The following is a 2,054-nucleotide window of genomic DNA, read 5'->3' as shown; positions in this document are numbered from 1 at the left end:
TCAAAAATACGAAGATTATTTAGACTCTATAGAAGATGCCGATGCTGTGGAAACTACAAATACTAGAACAGTTACAAATCCAGAAGGTATATTATACATGACTGCAAACTCTGCATCAGGTAGTAAATACTACGATTTAGTTGAAAAGAAACAAGCATATATAGCTTCTAGATGGCAAGAAGATGTCCCAACATATTCTATAATAGATGTAACTGATACTACATTTACTATAAATACTTATAGAACAGACAACAACCGAAAAATAGATTCAAGCTTTACAATCAAGAAAACTAATAAAAAAACTAATAAAAAGAATAATGTAAATCACAATAATAGTAATCACGATAATAAAAAAACAAATCACGAAAAACATTAATACAAATAAAATATAATCTGTAAAATTTTCAAAATAATGCTCAGCATTGGATTGATAATAGATGCTGAGCATTGTATTTATTAAAATGGAGGATACAATGGGTAAGAAGGTTGAAAAAGGTATATTACACAGATTAATAATTGTAGTAATCTTAATATGCTTTGGAGTATTTTTATATTTTTTTAATCAAGTAGATAAAGCGCAACTGATCAATAGAGAAGGAACAAGTTATGTAAAAGCAGAAGTAGTAAATATAGTCCAAGATAATATCCAAGATGATGGAAGTAGAACCGGATATCAAATCGTAAAGGTCAAAATTTTGCAAGGTGAGTACAAAGGAGAAGAGATAGAGGCGACTAGTGCATCTGGATATTTATATGGTGCTGATTGCAAAGAAGGAATGACAGTAGTCGTAAATTTAAGTGTTTCAGGAGACACTAAGGGAGCTTCAGTATTTAATTACAATAGAGAGCCTATGATTATAGGATTTGTAGTTTTTTTCCTTGCACTGTTAGTTGCAGTTGGAGGGAAAAAAGGTTTATTCTCAGGGATTAGTTTAATATTTACTTTTATATGTATAATATTCTTGTTTTTACCGATGCTCTATAAAGGATATTCACCTTTCTTATCAGCAGTATTAGTAGTCGTACTGACTACAATAGTGACTATGTATCTAATAGGGGGAATTAGCAAAAAAACTATTTCGTCTATTTTAGGAACTGTCATAGGTGTCGTAATAGCAGGATTATTTGCCCAGGTATTTGGATATTTTGCGCATATAGATGGATATAATGTTTCTGAAATAGAGGAGCTAGTTTTTATAGCAAATAATTCAGAACTTCAAATAGGAGGATTGCTATTTGCTGGTATATTGATATCCTCATTAGGAGCTGTAATGGATGTAAGCATGTCTGTAGCTTCTACTATAAATGAAATTCACGATAAAAATCCCGATTTATCTAGATATGAATTATTTAAATCTGGGATAAACGTAGGTAGAGATATGATGGGAACCATGTCAAATACGTTGATATTGGCGTTTACAGGAGGTTCTATTAATACTCTTATATGGTTTTATGCTTATGACTTATCTTATGGACAAATTATAAATATGTATCAAATTGGAATAGAGGTTATGCAGGGTCTATCAGGGACAAGTGCGATAATACTTACAGTTCCAATTGTAGCTTTGATTTCTTCGTTTTTGCTTACTACTAATGTGCAAATAGGGGATAAGAAAAAAGCAGCATAGAAAAATAAATACGAAATCATCTAAAAGACTTATAAATTAAAAAGATGCATGCGGGATAAATATCGAGCATGCATCTTTTTTATGCGAATTATTTATTTAAAGATCTTTTCGCTAGTATACTCTTGGCAACACTAAGGCCATTTGCAGAAGCCTGTTGCAATCCTCTTGTAACAGACGCTCCGTCTCCCATAGCTCGCAAGTTTTTCACACTAGTTTCGAAATCCTTATTTACGATTACCTTATTAGAATAGAATTTAACTTCAACTCCATTTGGTTGAAAATAAAATTTTTATTTTTTTCTTTTCATTGATTTTATTAAAGTTTTTGTGTCTTTGTCGATACGAAGAGATTCACAGATTTTTTGTAAAGATTTATTATATGTAAAATCATCTAAGTCATTGTTTTTTAGAAATTCCATAGTTTTAT

1 protein-coding gene and 1 pseudogene are annotated in these 2,054 nt (G+C 30.6%); both read left to right on the top strand.

Going from position 1 to position 2,054, the window contains the following annotated elements; all coding sequences use genetic code 11:
• Positions 1–376 (top strand): annotated as a pseudogene (locus tag MR593_RS06005) (hypothetical protein); the annotation flags it as partial.
• A gap of 97 nt (positions 377–473) precedes the next feature.
• Positions 474–1,628, top strand: coding sequence for a YibE/F family protein (locus MR593_RS06000; RefSeq protein WP_290690836.1), 1,155 nt, complete (start codon positions 474–476; stop codon positions 1,626–1,628).
• Positions 1,629–2,054: the final 426 nt, after the last annotated feature.

It is taken from the genome of Intestinibacter sp., assembly GCF_022780145.1.
GTDB lineage: Bacteria > Bacillota > Clostridia > Peptostreptococcales > Peptostreptococcaceae > Intestinibacter.
This window is presented reverse-complemented; position numbering and strand designations above follow the sequence as displayed.

Excerpts from the sequence above, each read along its gene's own strand:
- MR593_RS06000 (WP_290690836.1), top strand. The coding sequence starts at position 474 with ATGGGTAAGAAGGTTGAAAAAGGTATATTACACAGATTAATAATTGTA.